Here is a 16,005-nt window from a genome sequence, read left to right on the forward strand (position 1 = left end):
TTCTCCCTAATCCAGCCGACGTTTGGTTTTCAGCCACGTCAGGCCGATAAACATCACCGCCGAAGCGATCAAAAACAGCACGTTTACCACCAGCACCACTGGAATATTCCCGGCGAGGAACAGGCTTTGCAGGGTGCTGACGAAATAACGAGCGGGAATAATGTACGTCACCGCGCGGATCACCGCGGGCATACTGTCGATCTGAAAAATAAAGCCGGAAAGCATAATCGACGGCAGGAACGCGGCGTTCAGGGCGACCTGAGCGGCATTGAACTGGTTGCGGGTAATCGTGGAAATCAGCAGCCCCATCCCCAGGGTACTGAGTAAAAACAGGCTGGAGATAAAAAACAGAATAAGCAGCGAACCGCGATACGGCACGCCGAGAATAAACACTGACACCAGCATACACAGCAGCATCGCCAGGATCCCGAGAAAGTAATAAGGGATCAGCTTACACAGCAGCAGTTCCGTGCGGGTAATCTCCGTAGAGAGCAGAGCCTCCATGGTGCCGCGTTCCCATTCTCGCGCCACCACCAGCGAGGTGAGAATCGCGCCGATGACCGTCATGATAATGGTCACCGCACCCGGGATAATAAAGTGCTGGCTTATCGCCGCCGGGTTAAACCAGTAGCGGGTTTGTACATCAATAAGCGGTTCAAAAGTCTGCCCGTTGTCCTCCGCTCGCTGCATTTGCCAGATCTGCCAGATCCCTTCGACATACCCCTGTACAAAGTTAGCGGTATTCGGCTCACTGCCGTCGGTGATCACCTGAATCGGTGCGGTGGCGTTGGCGCGCTCCATCTGTTCCGCAAAATCCACCGGAATAACCACCAGACCGCGAATTTTCCCCGCCTGCATTTTGGCGATCAGTTCCTGACGGTTATCGCTGATGGTGGCGTCGATGTAGGGTGAACCGGTCATGGTGTGGGTGAAATCCAGCGCCGCTTCGCTACGCTGTTCCAGTAAAATCCCGACCCGCAGCTTGCTGGAGTCGAGGTTAATGCCGTAACCAAAAATAAACAGCAGTAGCAGCGGGATCACTACCGCAATCAGCCAGCTACTCGGATCGCGAACGATCTGCCGCGTCTCTTTAACGCACAGCGCCCGTACGCGACGCCAGGACAGGATCGGGTTACTCATTGCTATGCTCCTTATCCCAGTCGTGGATCAACTGAATAAAGGCTTGCTCCATGGTGGGATCGGGTTGCTCGTCGTTGGCCGACTGCGCTTTCAAATCATCCGGCGTGCCGCTGGCAATTAATTTCCCACGGTACACCAGGCCGATGCGGTCGCAATATTCTGCTTCATCCATAAAGTGAGTGGTGACCATCACCGTGACGCCTTTCTCTACCATGCTGTTGATATGCAGCCAAAATTCGCGGCGGGTGAGGGGATCAACGCCGGACGTTGGTTCGTCGAGAAACAGAATGTCCGGTTCATGCATCAGCGAACAGGCCAGCGCCAGCCGCTGTTTAAAACCTAATGGCAGTTCATCGGTCGCGTGGGAGGCGATACTTTTCAGGCCAAATGCCTCGCTCATACGGGAGATTTTTTCGTTCTGCGCCCGACCGCGTAAGCCATACACACCAGAGAAAAAGCGTAAATTCTGTTCGACCGTCAGGTTGCCGTAGAGCGAAAATTTTTGCGCCATATAGCCGAGATGCTGGCGCGCTTTACCGGAACTCTCTTTCAGATCCATCCCCAGCACCAGCGCCTGGCCGGAAGTCGGCACCAGCAAACCGCACATCATCTTAAAGGTGGTCGATTTACCCGCGCCGTTTGGCCCCAGCAAACCAAAAATCTCCCCACGTTTAACGGCAAAGTTGACGTGATCGGTGGCGGCAAAATCACCAAATTTCTTGGTCAGTTCTTTCGCTTCGATCACCGTCTCGCCGGGTGTGCCTTCTACCGTATGCAATATTGCACCCAGCGGCGATTCTGAGGTTCCGGCACCACCCAGCAAATCAATAAACGCATCTTCAAAACGCGGCGTAGTTTCGTTGATGTTGATTTCCGGCATCCCGTCGGCATGGCGAATATCGTCTGGTGTGGCCTCTTTTTTGAGGATCAGACGTACCGATTTCCCCTGAATCATGCCGTCGCTGACCTGCGGCAGTTTCAAGGCGCGTTGCAACAGTTTGCGGTTGCCCTCGTGTGGACTGGTCATCAGAAAGCTGCGTCCGGCCATGGTTTGTGTCAGGGCTTTTGGTTCTCCCTGATACAGCAACTCGCCTTCGTTCATCAGTAACACGTCACGGCACTGCTCGGCTTCGTCGAGATACGAGGTACTCCAGAGGATTAACATCCCTTCGCCCGCCAGCTCATGCACCATCTGCCACAGTTCGCGCCGTGAGATAGGGTCAACGCCGACGCCGGGTTCATCGAGCAGCAACACTTTCGGTTCGCCCACCAGGGTACAGGCCAGGCCGAGTTTTTGTTTCATCCCACCGGAGAGCTTGCCCGCCAGGCGTCCGGTAAACGGCCCAAGAGACGTAAACTCCAGCAGGCGAGCAAAAGTTTGCTTACGTGCCTCGCCGGTGACGCTGCGCAAATCCGCGTACAGATTGAGGTTCTCCATCACCGTGAGATCTTCATACAGACCAAATTTCTGCGGCATATAGCCGAGCACGGCGTGCAGCGCGCCGTCGTTTTTGATCGGATCAAAGCCAATCACCGTGGCACTGCCGCTGTCGGGTTTCAGTAATCCCGCCAACATCCGCATCAGCGTGGTTTTACCTGCACCGTCCGGCCCCACCAACCCCGTCACATAACCGGCGTGAATGGTACAATCGAGCGGCGCGACGGCGGGCTTGTCCATGCCCGGAAAGCGTTTTTCCAGGCCGTTCAGCGTGATAACGGCATCATTCATGTCCTGCCTCGTCACCGAATTGTACCGTCACTGGCATTCCCTGGCGTAACGCATCATCGGCGTCGGTCACCACAATACGCAGGCGATAGACGAGGTCGGTACGCAGATCCGGCGTTTCGACGGTTTTCGGGGTAAATTCAGCAGTCGGCGAAACGAAACCAATCTGCCCGTGATACGGCTTGTCCGGGCGACCATCGGTATAAAGCAGCACTTTGCGCCCCGGCTGGGCCTGGTCAAGATTACGTTCATCAACATAAGCGCGCACCCACACCGGACGCGTTAGTGAAACGGTAAACACCGTGCCACCTTCATTGAGGACCGTGCCTGGCTCCACCGCGCGCGTTAACAGCGTGCCATCAGACGGGGCTATCAACGTTGAGTCCTGTAAATTCAACTCCGCCTGCGCCAGTTGCGCCTGCGCCTGTTCGAGGCTGGCTTTCGCCTGAGCGATGTCCTGTTCACGGTTACCGGAACGGTACTGACGCAATTTATCCTGTGCTGATTTCAGCGTTGCCTGCGCCTGGTCGCGCGAGGAGCGGGCATTTTCCAGGTCATTTGCCGAAATAGTGCGGCTTTTCCACAACCCTTGCTGGCGGTTATAGAAGTTCTGCGCATAGTCATAGGCGGCTTGCGCCTGTTTCACCGCTGCGGCGGCCTGAGCGATTTCTTCATCGCGATACCCGGCAAGCATCAGGTCATACTGCGCCTGTGCCACCGAAACACCCGCTTTCGCCTGCATCAGGGCAATCTCATACGGCTTGTGATCCAGTTCGCCCAGCACCTGACCCGCTTTGATAGCATCACCTTCGTCCACCGCCAGCGATTCAACGCGCCCCCCAACACGGAAACTAAGATTTACCGTACGAATATCCACGTTGCCATACAGCGTCAGGCCGTTATCCTGGCGGCTTTGATACCACCAGTAGCCTCCGGCAACCACGGCGGCAAGTACCACTACCGCCAATCCGATCACGACAGGTTTTTTCATCACTACAAACTCCTTTGCGATAATCCTTGCAAAATCAGGTCGATATGACAGGTCACCGTCTGGTTGATCAGTTCGGTCTTTTCTTCATCGAACGCGGTCCAGCCGGTACGTAACAGAATTGTTTCTTTGCCAAGACGGAACGCCAGAATCTCACCAATCAACGCATGGGTATGAAGGATCATGCGGGTGTCATTGGCGTCGCAGCCGGTCCAGGCGGCAATCAGGCGTGTCAGGTGGCTGTGTAGCGGACTAATCACCTGTTCGTGCACCAGGTGGTAGGCTGCCGTGGGAGAGAGCTGCTCACGGGAGATAAACTTGCTGAGGTTGACGGTGTCATCCTGGGTGAGCAGCTTAATCATGTTCCTGCAGGCGCGAAGGATCAGTTCACGGATGGCAGCCCGATCAGGCTGTGGTTGCGCGAACAAGCGTTCGGCTTCCTCGGCATGCGGACGGAACTGCTCGCCAATAAAATCGGCAATCCACTGGGCGCAGGCGAGGTACAAATCTTCTTTCGAACCGAAGTAGTAGGTGATGGCAGCGATATTCTGCCCGGCCTGGGCGGCTATCTCGCGAGTGGTGGCGTTCATTCCATATTCACCAAACTGCGCCAGTGCGGCAGCAATCAGCTGTTTTTTCGCCTGTTCACCCTTGATTGTCATGGCAGGATTATTCATCGCACAGTCCATTCTTAATCAAATGATTGATTAAGATTATGACTCCATAGGGGAGTTGTCCAGTATGGCTAAGAATTTTAGCAACGCCAGTCACAGGGATAATTTATGCGCTGCGTCACAAAAACTGCTACACTCCGCTCCCTCATGACATTGTGGTTTTTGTCATTTTCCTTTTCAGTATCTCCCTGAAAACTACACCGGTAACGGTCGGGGCGGTTCGGAGTAGTTATGTCTTTCGATTCTTTGGGTTTAAGCCCTGATATCCTGCGCGCCGTTGCCGAGCAGGGTTACCGTGAACCCACCCCTATTCAGCAGCAGGCGATCCCTGCGGTGCTGGAAGGCCGCGACCTGATGGCTAGCGCCCAGACCGGCACCGGCAAAACAGCGGGCTTTACGCTGCCGCTGTTGCAACACCTGATCACTCGCCAGCCGCACGCCAAAGGGCGTCGTCCGGTACGTGCGCTCATTCTTACCCCGACCCGTGAACTGGCGGCGCAGATTGGCGAAAACGTCCGTGATTACAGCAAATACCTGAACATTCGTTCGCTGGTGGTGTTTGGTGGTGTGAGTATTAACCCGCAGATGATGAAACTGCGTGGCGGCGTTGATGTGCTGGTGGCAACCCCGGGACGTTTGCTGGACCTGGAACATCAGAATGCAGTGAAGCTGGATCAGGTTGAAATCCTCGTCCTCGATGAAGCTGACCGCATGCTCGACATGGGCTTTATCCACGATATCCGTCGCGTGTTAACAAAACTACCTGCGAAGCGCCAGAACCTGTTATTCTCCGCGACCTTCTCTGACGATATTAAAGCCCTGGCGGAAAAACTGTTGCACAACCCGCTGGAAATCGAAGTGGCACGCCGCAATACCGCGTCTGATCAGGTGACCCAGCACGTTCACTTTGTCGATAAGAAACGCAAACGCGAATTGCTGTCGCACATGATTGGGAAAGGGAACTGGCAGCAGGTGCTGGTGTTTACCCGTACCAAACACGGCGCTAACCATCTGGCTGAACAGCTCAATAAAGATGGCATCCGTAGTGCGGCGATCCACGGCAATAAATCGCAAGGTGCGCGTACTCGTGCGCTGGCTGATTTTAAATCGGGCGATATTCGTGTACTGGTGGCAACTGACATCGCTGCGCGCGGCCTGGATATTGAAGAGCTGCCGCACGTCGTCAACTATGAACTGCCAAACGTACCTGAAGATTATGTCCACCGTATCGGGCGTACCGGTCGTGCGGCTGCTACCGGTGAAGCGTTGTCGCTGGTGTGTGTTGATGAACACAAACTGCTGCGTGATATCGAAAAACTGCTGAAAAAAGAGATCCCGCGCATTGCGATTCCGGGCTATGAGCCGGACCCGTCAATCAAAGCCGAACCGATCCAGAACGGTCGCCAGCAACGTGGCGGCGGCGGTCGTGGGCAAGGTGGTGGTCGCGGTCAACAGCAACCACGCCGTGGGGAAGGTGGCGCAAAATCTGCAAGCGCGAAACCTGCAGAAAAACCGTCTCGCCGCCTCGGCGATGCCAAACCGGCAGGCGAACAACAACGTCGCCGCCGTCCGCGTAAACCTGCCGCTGCGCAGTAATCTTTTATGCCGGGCTATGCCCGGCATCAGGCTGATGAACAAACGCAAAACTGCCTGATGCGCTACGCTTATCAGGCCTACGTGAACTCTGCAATATATTGAATTTGCATGCTTTTGTAGGCCGGATAAGGCGTTTACGCCGCATCCGGCATTTCACAACAAGCACTTGTCAGCAATTTGAGAACACGGGAAAAAATTTATCTGTTTTACCGCCCATAAGCCACCGAGACGTTACTTCTCTATAGCCAATTGTTCGCGCAACTCCATTAAAAGGTAGCCCAGTCGATTCTTGCCCTTACCATGACCACCGTCTCCCCAGTAAGCATCGTTTTCCGTATGCTCAACCAGTTTTGCGGGCGCGGTTGCCAGCAAGAGCGCACGCAGTTCTGCATGCTGTTCGAATTTAGCGCGAAGTGCTTTTCGCATCACCTGTTCTTTGACCGACTCCCAGTTTTTACGCAGAGGCTTAGAACGATCGCGCCCCATGCGTGCGGCGACCATAGGGGAAGAAACCCGACGGATCTCTTCGCGGTATTTTTCATCAAGGAATTTTTGTGCCTGAAAATAGTGTTCTGAGGTGGGCCAGGTTTTCCCGTCAACCTTGATGGGCCAGGCGGCAAAGTTAGAAAAATCACCGTAGTCATCGCTGGTGCTGTAGAAATTTATGATGGTGTCTTGCATGACGTGTTGGATCCTTTGTGCTCGAACGGGCATTAAACCGCATTATGTTGGTGGTTATTGCGAGCCGCTTTCCAGAAACAGAAAAACCATTACCCCTGAAAACCGAAAAATGCCACAATATTGGCTGTTTATACAGTATTTCAGGTTTTCTCATGGCATTAACCGCCGCGCTTAAAGCGCAAATTGCCGCCTGGTATAAGGCGCTTCAGGAACAGATCCCCGACTTTATTCCCCGTGCGCCGCAGCGGCAGATGATTGCGGACGTCGCCAAAACGCTGGCCGGAGAAGAAGGGCGACATCTGGCGATTGAAGCCCCCACCGGCGTTGGGAAAACGCTCTCTTATTTGATTCCCGGCATCGCCATTGCCCGCGAAGAGCAAAAAACGCTGGTGGTGAGTACCGCCAACGTGGCATTGCAGGATCAGATTTACAGCAAAGATTTACCGCTGCTGAAAAAGATCATTCCCGATCTTAAATTCACTGCCGCTTTTGGGCGTGGGCGCTACGTTTGTCCGCGTAATCTGACGGCGCTCGCCAGTACTGTACCCACGCAACAGGATCTGCTGGCGTTTCTTGACGACGAACTGACGCCGAACAATCAGGAAGAGCAAAAACGTTGTGCGAAGCTGAAGGGCGATCTCGATACTTATAAATGGGATGGTCTGCGCGATCATACTGATATCGCTATAGATGACGATCTCTGGCGTCGTTTAAGTACCGACAAAGCCAGCTGCCTCAACCGCAATTGTTACTACTATCGTGAATGCCCGTTTTTTGTCGCTCGTCGGGAGATTCAGGAAGCGGAAGTGGTGGTGGCAAACCATGCGCTGGTGATGGCGGCGATGGAAAGCGAAGCGGTATTGCCTGACCCGAAAAATTTACTGCTGGTGCTGGACGAAGGCCATCACCTGCCGGATGTGGCGCGGGATGCGCTTGAGATGAGCGCCGAAATCACCGCGCCGTGGTATCGGCTACAGCTGGACTTGTTCACGAAACTGGTCGCTACCTGCATGGAGCAGTTTCGCCCGAAGACCATCCCACCGCTGGCGATCCCTGAACGTTTGAATGCGCATTGTGAAGAGTTGTATGAGCTTATCGCCTCGTTAAACAACATTCTCAATCTCTACATGCCTGCCGGGCAGGAGGCAGAGCACCGTTTTGCGATGGGCGAACTGCCAGATGAAGTGCTGGAGATCTGCCAGCGGCTGGCAAAACTCACCGAGATGCTGCGTGGCCTGGCGGAGTTATTTCTTAACGATTTAAGTGAGAAAACCGGCAGCCATGACATTGTACGTCTGCATCGGTTGATTTTGCAGATGAACCGCGCGTTGGGGATGTTCGAGGCGCAAAGCAAACTCTGGCGGCTGGCTTCGCTGGCGCAATCTTCCGGTGCACCGGTGACCAAATGGGCGACGCGGGAAGAGCGCGAAGGGCAGCTACACCTCTGGTTTCACTGCGTGGGAATACGTGTCAGCGATCAGCTGGAAAGGCTGCTGTGGCGCAGTATTCCGCACATTATTGTCACCTCCGCAACCTTGCGTTCGCTGAACAGTTTTTCGCGTTTGCAGGAGATGAGTGGTCTGAAAGAGAAAGCGGGCGACCGTTTTGTGGCGCTGGATTCCCCCTTTAACCACTGCGAACAGGGCAAAATTGTTATTCCCCGGATGCGCGTTGAGCCTTCCATCGACAACGAAGAGCAGCATATTGCCGAAATGGCGGCCTTTTTCCGTAAGCAGGTGGAGAGCAAAAAACATCTCGGTATGTTGGTACTGTTTGCCAGCGGACGGGCGATGCAGCGCTTTCTCGACTATGTGACGGATTTACGTCTGATGTTGCTGGTTCAGGGCGATCAGCCGCGTTACCGTTTAGTTGAACTGCACCGCAAACGCGTCGCCAACGGTGAGCGCAGCGTGCTGGTGGGCTTACAGTCATTTGCCGAAGGGCTTGATTTGAAAGGTGATCTGCTCAGCCAGGTGCATATCCACAAAATCGCTTTTCCGCCCATCGACAGCCCGGTGGTGATCACCGAAGGGGAATGGCTGAAAAGCCTCAACCGCTATCCGTTTGAGGTGCAAAGCCTGCCGAGCGCCTCGTTTAACCTGATTCAGCAGGTTGGGCGACTGATTCGAAGCCACGGTTGCTGGGGCGAAGTGGTTATCTACGACAAACGCTTGCTGACCAAAAATTATGGCAAGCGACTACTGGATGCATTACCGGTATTTCCGATAGAGCAACCGGAAGTCCCTGAAGGTATAGTTAAAAAGAAAGAAAAAACGAAATCCCCACGCCGTCGGCGGCGTTAATGATGTGAGTCAGGTAAGGAGTCGTAAATGGACTATCGCAAAATCATTAAAGAGATCGGGCGCGGGAAAAACCACGCGCGCGATTTAGACCGGGATACTGCGCGCGGTCTGTATGCTCATATGCTCAATGGTGAAGTCCCTGACCTTGAGTTGGGCGGCGTATTGATTGCGCTGCGTATCAAAGGAGAAGGGGAAGCAGAGATGCTCGGCTTTTACGAAGCCATGCAAAATCACACCATCAAGCTGACGCCGCCAGCAGGCAAGCCGATGCCGATTGTCATCCCCAGTTACAACGGCGCGCGTAAACAGGCCAACCTGACGCCGTTGTTGGCGATTCTCCTGCACAAACTCGGTTTTCCTGTGGTGGTTCACGGGGTTAGCGAAGATCCAACCCGCGTGCTGACTGAAACCATTTTTGAATTGATGGGTATTACGCCAACGTTGCACGGCGGGCAGGCGCAGGCGAAGCTCGACGAACATCAACCGGTGTTTATGCCAGTCGGCGCGTTTTGCCCGCCGCTGGAAAAACAACTGGCGATGCGCTGGCGGATGGGCGTGCGTAACAGTGCACATACCCTGGCGAAACTGGCGACGCCATTTGCCGAAGGTGAGGCGCTGCGTCTTTCCAGCGTTTCGCATCCGGAATACATTGGACGCGTCGCGAAGTTCTTTAGCGATATCGGCGGGCGGGCGCTACTAATGCATGGTACTGAAGGTGAAGTGTATGCTAATCCGCAGCGCTGCCCGCAGATCAATCTCATTGACCGTGAAGGGATGCGGGTGCTGTATGAAAAACAGGACACTGCTGGTAGCGAGTTACTGCCACAAGCAAAAGATCCGGAAACCACGGCGCAGTGGATTGAGCGTTGCCTTGCTGGCAGCGAACCGATTCCCGAATCGCTGAAAATCCAGATGGCTTGCTGCCTGGTGGCTACGGGTGAAGCGGCAACTATCAGCGACGGCCTGGCGCGCGTTAATCAGGCATTTTAATTCTTTTCTCAGCCGGATGAGCCATGTCATCCGGCTTTTACCCCACCGCAATATGAAATTCCTGCATCTTTATTGACCTTCCCACGCCCGGCGTGCAGCATAAAAATACAACAAACACATAACATAAACAGGAGTTAACCATGGAAAGTGGTCATCGCTTTGATGCTCAGACGCTGCACAGTTTTATTCAGGCTGTATTTCGTCAGATGGGTAGCGAGGAACAAGAAGCGAAATTAGTTGCCGATCATTTAATCGCGGCAAACCTGGCAGGGCATGATTCACATGGTATTGGCATGATCCCAAGCTATGTACGCTCCTGGAGTCAGGGGCACCTGCAAATTAACCATCATGCCAAAACCGTTAAAGAGGCGGGGGCGGCGGTCACGCTCGATGGCGATCGCGCATTTGGTCAGGTCGCGGCACATGAAGCGATGGCGCTGGGGATTGAGAAAGCGCATCAGCACGGTATTGCCGCCGTGGCGCTACATAACTCGCATCATATCGGCCGTATCGGTTACTGGGCGGAGCAGTGTGCAGCGGCGGGGTTTGTCTCTATCCACTTTGTTAGCGTGGTCGGTATTCCAATGGTCGCGCCGTTCCACGGTCGCGACAGCCGCTTTGGCACCAATCCGTTCTGTGTGGTTTTCCCTCGTAAAGATAATTTCCCGCTGTTGCTTGATTACGCCACCAGCGCCATTGCATTTGGCAAAACCCGCGTCGCCTGGCATAAAGGCGTCCCCGTGCCGCCAGGTTGCCTGATTGACGTTAACGGCGTGCCGACGACCAATCCGGCGGTAATGCAGGAGTCGCCGTTGGGTTCGCTGTTGACCTTTGCCGAACATAAAGGCTACGCCCTTGCAGCGATGTGTGAAATTCTTGGCGGGGCGCTTTCCGGCGGTAAAACGACGCATCAGGAAACGTTACAAACCAGTCCCGATGCCATTCTTAACTGCATGACCACTATCATCATCAACCCGGAACTCTTCGGCGCGCCGGATTGTAACGCGCAGACCGAAGCCTTTGCCGAGTGGGTGAAAGCCTCGCCGCATGATGATGATAAGCCGATTTTGCTACCGGGCGAGTGGGAAGTGAACACGCGTCGCGAACGGCAGAAGCAGGGGATTCCACTGGATGCGGGAAGCTGGCAGGCCATTTGTGATGCAGCGCGGCAGATTGGTATGCCGGAAGAGACGTTGCAGGCTTTCTGTCAGCAGTTAGCCAGCTAAAAAAAAGCCCGTCCAGTGGCGGACGGGCAAACAAGGGTAACATAGGATCAATGAGGGTTAGAGCATATGCGTCTGTCGGCAAACAGACAGGGAAATACTTGTGCTGGACGTAGCGTAAACGCCTGATCCGTCCAACGGTTCGGATTTTGTAGGCCTGATAAGACGCGGTAGCGTCGCATCAGGCATCTGTTGCCGGATGCGGCGTAAACGCCTTATCCGTCCTACGAATTACTTATAAATTACCGCAGTACCGCTTAATTTATTGTTGTTGGTGGCGGAAGTGATGCTGTATCCACTGGCACCGGCTGCCGCGGCTTTCTCAGCCAGTTTCGCTTCCAGGGCATCGAGGGTGGATGCGCCATCGGCAGAAACCACGCCGATTTTATTCATGTTCTGTGCCTGGGATGCCGTTACCGGTTCCGCCGCGAACACGCCAAATGACAGAGTTGAAAGAGCCATAGCAGCAACAACAGTATTGATAGTTTTCATAATTAATCTCTCGCAGGTGATTTTTGTATAAGTGACGTTGTTTCGTCGATGTGATGAGTATCACGTTTTTTTACGAGAGATAAAATCGAAGAGAATTGACCGCCTTGTTCAAATAAATTGATTGATATCTAACCTACTGATAAACCATTTATTTGTTGTACTTATGAACTTGTTTTATACCGCGTGGCAGTCACAGCAGCGTTAAAGGCACGGAATGCCACGCAAAATACAAATTATACTCGCTATGCATCTCGCCAGTTGTAGTTAACGTAACTGGCTGTCTTTCGAACCTCTGCGATTATATCCTGTATAAGCTGGTTTTTGTAAATCTTTCTCCTGCTGACAATGAATACATAAGCGCACGCCAGGAATGGCTTCCCGACGGGCCTGCGGGATGGGGGCACCGCACTCTTCACATTCATCCAGGCTTTCGCCGCGCGGAATTTCACCCCGAGCGCGGGCAATCGCATCTTCAATTGTACTGTTGATCTGTTCGTTGACGGCGTCATCGTTAGCCCAACCGGATGCCATATCGACCTCCCCATATCAATACTTGTACAGTTAAGTGTAGCTAATCCAGGGACGAACTCGGGCAGTTCAAGCATCAGATCTCCGACCATTCCCGCAGCAGATTATGATAAAGATTAAGCAGCGACAGGATCTCTTCACTTTCGCCGTAGCGGCTTTTCAGCGACTGAATATTGTTGTCCAGTTCAAACAGCATGGCGCGCTTTTTATCATCGCGGATCATCGACTGGATCCACATAAATGATGCCACTCGTACGCCGCGGGTTACGGGTGTCACGCAATGCAGGCTGCTGGAGGGATACAACACGAGATCGCCTGCCGGGAGTTTTACCCGATGTTGTCCGAAGGTGTCATTAACGACCAGTTCGCCGCCGTCGTAGCTTTGTGGATCGCTTAAAAACAGCGTGGCAGAAAGGTCAGTACGCATCCAGCCGTTTTGTGGATGGCTGCGTACTGCGCCATCCACATGGAAACCATAGGTTTCATTGTTCTGATAGCGATTAAACAGCGGCGTGGAAAGGGTACGCGGCAAGGCCGCGGCAAAGAATAAAGCATGTTGGTTAACCGCGTTCAGCACCTCATTTTGCAGGGCGGCGTATAACGTGCTGCGGGTGTCGACCTGTTGATTGTTCTTAACTTGCGCACCTTGTGCGCCGGTGGTGACGCGTCCATCCACCCATTCGGCTTGTTCCAGTTGTTCGCGAAAACGAGCGACGTCCTGTGGCGATAACACGCCGGGAATGTGGTACATCATACAATTTCTCCAAAAAGTGGGGCCTGCGCCCCACATCTGATTCAGAAATGCATATTGGCTGTGAGCAAGAAGGTTCTTGGCTCGCCCGGGTGATAACGGTAGCCGCTCTTGTTGATTGAGGCGACGTAATCGGTATCAAACAGGTTGTAAACGTTTAGCTGGAAGTCGAGATTGCGATTAACTCGATACCCCAGTTTGGCATCGGCGACCCAGTAACCTTCGGTAAACGCTGGCGTTCCCACCGCGCCGTCTGAACCTTTATGCATACTGCCGATATAGCGTGCGCCCGCGCCAACAGAGATATCGTCGGTTGCCTGATATTGGCTCCATAAGGTGAAGGCGTGCTCCGGGGTATACGGCAGCGATGAGGAACCATCCTGGGCAACATCTTTGCCGTTTTTGATGGTTGCTTTTTGCTGGGTATAGCCGCCAATCACCTGCCACGCGGGAGTGATATTCCCGGCCACGGATATCTCATAGCCTTCGACGCGTTTCTTACCGTATTGCGAGTAAGTTCCGTCATCATTTTGCTCAACTTCATTTTCGATATCAGTGCGGAACAGCGCGGCGGTGAGCAACAGACGTTTATCCAGAACCTGCCATTTGGTGCCAATCTCGCTGGTGTTGGCTTTTTGCGGTTTAAAATCGGTGCGGTTGGCACTGTTACCGCTGCCAGACTGCGCAAGGGCGAAGTTGTTGCCGCCCGGAGGCTGCTGGGAAACGGCATAGTTAATATAGACATTGCCGTTTTCCGTCAGGTGATACAGCGCCCCGGCTTTCCAGTTCATCAGATTGCCCGACTTGGCGGTGTCGACGGTGGTGACCGGAGAACCTTTTGCCACACCAGTTGGGCAGGTGATGGCACCGCGTCCGCTGCCGCCGCAGGCGGTGGCACTGTCATATTCAGTATGATAATTATCCAGACGGATCCCGCCGTTCAGCTCAAAATCACGGGTGATTTGCAGCGTATCAAAGGCGTAAATTGCGAAGGTATCCGTCTGACCATTGGCGTTTGCGCCGTTGCGCGTCAGGCCGCCGGGATGAATGCTGCTGTCAGGATGATAAATATTTACCGCGGGTAACGTCACCGGATTAACGCCGTAGTTAGTCTGCGTTTCACGGGTAAATTCCACGCCGGTACTGACATCATGACCGATAGAACCGGTATAGAACGTCGAGGTCAGGTTGGTCTGGTTGGTGAGAATTTTATTACTCACATCTTTGGTATTCGCCGTGCGTGACCAGGTCCAGCTATTCACATCGCTGGTGGGCTGAGTAATATTCGACGCCCCGCCCATAATCGCCGTCATCAGGTAATCCTGCTTTACGCGCGACCAACGGGTAGTATTGCGAATGGTGGTGTTATCGTTGATGTCGTGCTCAAAACGCATGGTGGCGGTGTCGGTGGTCGAATCGTCGTAATCGGAATCCGTGCCGTAAAAGTTATGAGTATCAACTTTTCCGGAATGATTCAGGGCCGCCGTTCCCGCAGATGGGGCAGAATAGCCCGGCAAACCGATGGTCGGAATGCCGCCGTCTGGCGTGTTGTGCTGGGTGACATGCAGATAATTAAGATACAAACGATTCGCTGTACCAAGGCCAAAAGCGACAGAAGGGGCGACGCCGTAACGCTCATTTTTGACTTTGTCGCGTCCGGCATCGTGCGTTTTTTCGCCCATTACATTCAGGCGCACCGCGGTGGTATCACCAATGACCTGATTGACGTCCAGCGTGCCGCGGCGGAACCAGGCGCTGCCAATACTGGCGGAGGCGTCAATGCCGGAATCATTGCGCGGCTGCTTGCTGATCATATTGATCGAGCCTGTCGGTGCGCTGCGCCCGTAGTCGGTGCCGGACGGCCCTTTAATCACTTCGACCTGCTCGGTATTGAAGGTGTCGCGCGAGACGCTGCCGATATCGCGAATGCCATCAATATAAATACTGTTAGAGGTATCGGCACCACGCATATAAATGGCGTCGCCAGTGGTGGAGTTACCGTTCTCACCCGCAAAAAACGCACCCACGCCGGGGACGTTTTTGAGCGCGTCGGTAAGGTTGGTTGCGCCCTGATCTTTAATCACTTGTTCAGAAATTACCGTCATCGTGCGGGTAGTATCCGCTACCGGACGCGAGAATTTCGGATCGGCAGATTGTTGTGGCGCATAAAGCGAAGGCGTTGATGCTTCGACAACCAGCGTGTCATCCGCGTTAGTTTGCCCTTCGGCGGCGAGTGCCTGAGCCACAGGCGTGATGCCAATACAAAGACCGGCAAAGAACGTGAGCGAATGAAATTGTCTGGCAGGGAAATTGCGATTGTTTTCCATTTTGCAGGTGACTTTTTCTTATATGTTGAAATTTTCACTGCCACGAGAAAGCATCTCTGCGGATGCGATGCCACTGTTAATCCCGTGATAGTGTTCGTGCAAGTGATAATAATTTTGATAAGCATTATCACTTGGAGCGATTTTCTATCACCCATTGCGCGAAAAAGAAATACATTTATTTACATTGAGTTCATATTTGATGTTTTTTGATTACAAAACAGACGAAAACTGCATCCAGAGGCGAATGCAGTTACGTTGGTGGGGTTATTTGTAGATGGTTGCAGTACCGAACATCTGGTCATTTCCGCCTGCGGAATTAATGACATAACCTTTCGCGCCTTGTTCGCGCGCTTTTTCTGCCAGTTTATCCTCCAGATCGCTTAGGTTTGATGCGCCAGTTGCCGAAACGGTACCGGCGGGCCGTAGCTGACCGCTGTCCAGGTTACTCATCGGTTGCGCGGCATAAGCCGTGAGAGAGATTCCGCTCAGGACGGTGGCAATCAGTAGTGTGAGGCACTTTTTCATAATGACATCCTCATAAATACAACGGGTAGTGCCTGATAAGTGTAGGTCGCCTGCGCGATGC

At 53.6% G+C, this 16,005-nt stretch carries 15 protein-coding genes; 5 read left to right on the plus strand and 10 right to left on the minus strand.

The annotated features are described in order from the left end of the window. Window positions 1–6: 6 nt before the first annotated feature. Genes RTW80_RS02240 through cecR form a run of 4 tightly spaced genes read right to left on the minus strand, consistent with a single transcriptional unit; the run spans window position 7 to window position 4,531 of the window. Window positions 7–1,140, minus strand: a complete 1,134-nt coding sequence (locus RTW80_RS02240; protein WP_063119387.1) for an ABC transporter permease — start codon at window positions 1,138–1,140, stop codon at window positions 7–9. Then, a complete protein-coding gene (locus RTW80_RS02245) occupies window positions 1,133–2,869 on the minus strand; it encodes an ATP-binding cassette domain-containing protein (RefSeq protein WP_000996107.1) in 1,737 nt (578 codons plus the stop codon). The genes RTW80_RS02240 and RTW80_RS02245 overlap by 8 nt, the downstream gene beginning before the upstream one ends. Next, window positions 2,862–3,857: a secretion protein HlyD gene (hlyD, locus tag RTW80_RS02250; RefSeq protein WP_000743444.1), complete on the minus strand. Its 996-nt coding sequence runs from the start codon at window positions 3,855–3,857 to the stop codon at window positions 2,862–2,864. The genes RTW80_RS02245 and hlyD overlap by 8 nt, the downstream gene beginning before the upstream one ends. Window positions 3,858–3,859: 2 nt before the next feature. Beyond that, on the minus strand, window positions 3,860–4,531 hold the full coding sequence (cecR, locus tag RTW80_RS02255) for a DNA-binding transcriptional regulator CecR (RefSeq protein WP_001296991.1): 672 nt from the start codon (window positions 4,529–4,531) through the stop codon (window positions 3,860–3,862). A 228-nt stretch (window positions 4,532–4,759) separates the two neighbouring features. Between cecR and rhlE the strand changes: the two genes are divergently transcribed. Continuing rightward, window positions 4,760–6,124, plus strand: a complete 1,365-nt coding sequence (gene rhlE, locus RTW80_RS02260; RefSeq protein ID WP_000007101.1) for an ATP-dependent RNA helicase RhlE — start codon at window positions 4,760–4,762, stop codon at window positions 6,122–6,124. 231 nt (window positions 6,125–6,355) lie between these two features. On the opposite strand, the gene ybiA is transcribed toward rhlE, so the two are convergent. Beyond that, complete coding sequence (ybiA, locus tag RTW80_RS02265) at window positions 6,356–6,838, minus strand: N-glycosidase YbiA (protein WP_001145126.1); 483 nt, start codon at window positions 6,836–6,838, stop codon at window positions 6,356–6,358. A gap of 119 nt (window positions 6,839–6,957) precedes the next feature. Between ybiA and dinG the strand changes: the two genes are divergently transcribed. From dinG to ybiE, 4 genes are all read left to right on the plus strand, one after another. Further along, window positions 6,958–9,108 (plus strand): ATP-dependent DNA helicase DinG, encoded by a 2,151-nt coding sequence (gene dinG, locus RTW80_RS02270; protein ID WP_001300645.1) that lies wholly within the window; start codon window positions 6,958–6,960, stop codon window positions 9,106–9,108. A gap of 27 nt (window positions 9,109–9,135) precedes the next feature. Continuing rightward, complete coding sequence (gene ybiB / locus RTW80_RS02275) at window positions 9,136–10,098, plus strand: DNA-binding protein YbiB (protein WP_000386551.1); 963 nt, start codon at window positions 9,136–9,138, stop codon at window positions 10,096–10,098. Between the two features lie 140 nt (window positions 10,099–10,238). Further along, the gene (gene hcxB, locus RTW80_RS02280) at window positions 10,239–11,324 is read left to right on the plus strand and encodes a hydroxycarboxylate dehydrogenase HcXB (RefSeq protein WP_000443530.1); all 1,086 of its coding nucleotides are present in this window, start codon (window positions 10,239–10,241) and stop codon (window positions 11,322–11,324) included. Between the two features lie 66 nt (window positions 11,325–11,390). After that, window positions 11,391–11,450 (plus strand): protein YbiE, encoded by a 60-nt coding sequence (gene ybiE, locus RTW80_RS02285; RefSeq protein WP_211180490.1) that lies wholly within the window; start codon window positions 11,391–11,393, stop codon window positions 11,448–11,450. A gap of 102 nt (window positions 11,451–11,552) precedes the next feature. Here the strand turns inward: ybiE and ybiJ are convergent, their stop codons facing one another. The 5 genes from ybiJ to mcbA all read right to left on the minus strand — a co-directional run bounded on the left by ybiJ (window position 11,553) and on the right by mcbA (window position 15,944). Beyond that, on the minus strand, window positions 11,553–11,813 hold the full coding sequence (ybiJ, locus tag RTW80_RS02290; RefSeq protein WP_000849301.1) for a DUF1471 family protein YbiJ: 261 nt from the start codon (window positions 11,811–11,813) through the stop codon (window positions 11,553–11,555). A 264-nt stretch (window positions 11,814–12,077) separates the two neighbouring features. Beyond that, a complete protein-coding gene (ybiI, locus tag RTW80_RS02295; protein ID WP_000146343.1) occupies window positions 12,078–12,344 on the minus strand; it encodes a C4-type zinc finger protein YbiI in 267 nt (88 codons plus the stop codon). A 73-nt stretch (window positions 12,345–12,417) separates the two neighbouring features. Next, on the minus strand, window positions 12,418–13,095 hold the full coding sequence (gene ybiX / locus RTW80_RS02300; protein WP_000990177.1) for a PKHD-type hydroxylase YbiX: 678 nt from the start codon (window positions 13,093–13,095) through the stop codon (window positions 12,418–12,420). A 41-nt stretch (window positions 13,096–13,136) separates the two neighbouring features. Beyond that, window positions 13,137–15,419, minus strand: coding sequence for a catecholate siderophore receptor Fiu (locus RTW80_RS02305; protein WP_000430057.1), 2,283 nt, complete (start codon window positions 15,417–15,419; stop codon window positions 13,137–13,139). Between the two features lie 264 nt (window positions 15,420–15,683). Then, window positions 15,684–15,944: a DUF1471 family periplasmic protein McbA gene (mcbA, locus tag RTW80_RS02310; RefSeq protein WP_000710619.1), complete on the minus strand. Its 261-nt coding sequence runs from the start codon at window positions 15,942–15,944 to the stop codon at window positions 15,684–15,686. Window positions 15,945–16,005 lie beyond the last annotated feature (61 nt).

This window comes from Escherichia sp. AM3 (assembly GCF_032029835.1).
Classification (GTDB): Bacteria; Pseudomonadota; Gammaproteobacteria; order Enterobacterales; family Enterobacteriaceae; genus Escherichia; species Escherichia coli.

Bases quoted from the DNA above. Each gene is read 5' to 3' on its own strand.
- RTW80_RS02240 (WP_063119387.1), bottom strand. From the start codon at position 1,140: ATGAGTAACCCGATCCTGTCCTGGCGTCGCGTACGGGCGCTGTGCGTT.
- RTW80_RS02245 (WP_000996107.1), bottom strand. From the start codon at position 2,869: ATGAATGATGCCGTTATCACGCTGAACGGCCTGGAAAAACGCTTTCCG.
- hlyD (WP_000743444.1), bottom strand. From the start codon at position 3,857: ATGAAAAAACCTGTCGTGATCGGATTGGCGGTAGTGGTACTTGCCGCC.
- cecR (WP_001296991.1), bottom strand. From the start codon at position 4,531: ATGAATAATCCTGCCATGACAATCAAGGGTGAACAGGCGAAAAAACAG.
- rhlE (WP_000007101.1), top strand. From the start codon at position 4,760: ATGTCTTTCGATTCTTTGGGTTTAAGCCCTGATATCCTGCGCGCCGTT.
- ybiA (WP_001145126.1), bottom strand. From the start codon at position 6,838: ATGCCCGTTCGAGCACAAAGGATCCAACACGTCATGCAAGACACCATC.
- dinG (WP_001300645.1), top strand. From the start codon at position 6,958: ATGGCATTAACCGCCGCGCTTAAAGCGCAAATTGCCGCCTGGTATAAG.
- ybiB (WP_000386551.1), top strand. From the start codon at position 9,136: ATGGACTATCGCAAAATCATTAAAGAGATCGGGCGCGGGAAAAACCAC.
- hcxB (WP_000443530.1), top strand. From the start codon at position 10,239: ATGGAAAGTGGTCATCGCTTTGATGCTCAGACGCTGCACAGTTTTATT.
- ybiJ (WP_000849301.1), bottom strand. From the start codon at position 11,813: ATGAAAACTATCAATACTGTTGTTGCTGCTATGGCTCTTTCAACTCTG.
- ybiI (WP_000146343.1), bottom strand. From the start codon at position 12,344: ATGGCATCCGGTTGGGCTAACGATGACGCCGTCAACGAACAGATCAAC.
- ybiX (WP_000990177.1), bottom strand. From the start codon at position 13,095: ATGATGTACCACATTCCCGGCGTGTTATCGCCACAGGACGTCGCTCGT.
- RTW80_RS02305 (WP_000430057.1), bottom strand. From the start codon at position 15,419: ATGGAAAACAATCGCAATTTCCCTGCCAGACAATTTCATTCGCTCACG.
- mcbA (WP_000710619.1), bottom strand. From the start codon at position 15,944: ATGAAAAAGTGCCTCACACTACTGATTGCCACCGTCCTGAGCGGAATC.